This is a genomic window from Belnapia rosea (assembly GCF_900101615.1).
In the GTDB taxonomy this organism is placed as follows: Bacteria; Pseudomonadota; Alphaproteobacteria; order Acetobacterales; family Acetobacteraceae; genus Belnapia; species Belnapia rosea.
The window spans coordinates 1-1,548 of the sequence record NZ_FMZX01000101.1; the positions used below are offsets into that span (position 1 = coordinate 1).

A 1,548-nucleotide genomic window follows, 5' to 3' on the forward strand; every position below is an offset into this window, starting at 1 on the left:
CGGACACGCCGCCTCTTGGTCTTCAGATCAGCCCTTCTCGCCATCCCTGGCAGATAGTGATCAGGCGGGAAGCTGCCTACCGAGATACGCTCTTAAGTTTCGGGAGGCAGGCATGAGCGGTGGTTTGCCGGATCTGGACATCTGGCTGGAGCCGTTCCTGGCGGCGGTCGGGCACAAGAAGCGGCGGCTCTGGGCGCCGCTTTACCTGCGCGGGCTGCTAGGGCCGAGCGAGCGCAAGAGCCTGCAGCCGATGGCGGCGTCTTTGGGGCTGTCTGGCCACGATCAGCTGCAGCACTTCGTCGCCAGTCCGGCCTGGGATGACGCGCCGCTCTGGCAGGTGCTGGCTGAGCAGGCGGACCGGCTGGTGGGCGGGTCGCGGGCGGCGCTGGTGATCGACGACACGGCGCTGCCGAAGAAGGGCTCGCTCTCGGTCGGAGTTGAGCGGCAGTACTGCGGCCAGCTGGGCAAGCGGGCCAACTGCCAGGCGCTGGTCTCGCTGACCCTGGCTAGCGCGGAGGTGCCCGTCCCAATCGGCCTGCGCCTGTTCTTGCCCGAGGACTGGGTGGATGACCCGGAGCGCTGCGCGGCGGCCGGCGTGCCGGAGGACGAGGTGGTGGCCCGCAGCAAGGGCGCGATTGCGCTGACCGAGCTGGACCGGCTCACCACGGCCCGGGTGCGGTTTGGCCTGGTGCTGGCCGATGCTGGCTATGGCGCGAGTGCGGCGTTCCGGGCCGGCTTGAGCGAGCGGGGCCTGACCTGGGCGGTGGGCATCCCGCGCAACCAGAAGGTCTACGACGCTGATGTTCAGCTGGTCCCGCCCGGCGGGCGCAAGCGGCGCCCGGTGCCGGACCGGGAACCCGAGGACGCGGAGGCGGTGCTCGCCAACCAGTCCTGGCGCCGGGTGACCTGGCGGCAGGGTAGCAAGGGCCCGCTCGCCGCCCGCTTTGCCGCCACCCGCATCCGGGTCGGTGACGGCGCGGTCTGGGCCAACAACCGGCATCTGCCGGGCGATGAGGTCTGGCTGGTGGGCGAATGGCGCTCGAGCGGCGAGCGCAAATACTACCTGTCCAACCTGCCGCCCCGGACCTCGCTCCGCGCCCTGGCCGCGGCCATTAAGGCGCGTTGGGTCTGCGAGCAGGCGCATCAGCAGCTGAAGCAAGAGCTGGGCTTGGGCCACTTCGAGGGGCGGTTCTGGACCGGCTTGCACCGACACGCGCTGATGACCTGCATCGCCTTTGCCTGGCTGCAGCACCTCCGCCTCGCCGGGCAGCGCCCGACGGGGTCGGGGAAAAATGCCGGGTTAGGTTCCGGGACCGCCACCATCGCCGAGCCTGCCAGCTCTGCGCCGAGCTATCATGGCGCGGCTGCTCACCGACCTGATCACGCCAATCCGATGCCCGCACTGCAGGCGCAAGCTCAGACCACCGCCTGATTTCAGACTGCCCAGGTAGTGCTAAGGTCTGTTAGAGCTTGAATGCTGTTGCCATATTTTGGGGCATGACGGATAGGAACGGGTGCGAGGTTTTCACCGACGCGACGTGGGCGATC

General features: G+C 68.9%; 1 protein-coding gene. It reads left to right on the plus strand.

Translation table 11 applies throughout. The features are described from left to right. Nucleotides 1-112: 112 nt before the first annotated feature. Complete coding sequence (locus BLR02_RS28220) at nucleotides 113-1,432, plus strand: IS701 family transposase (protein WP_342670598.1); 1,320 nt, start codon at nucleotides 113-115, stop codon at nucleotides 1,430-1,432. Nucleotides 1,433-1,548: the final 116 nt, after the last annotated feature.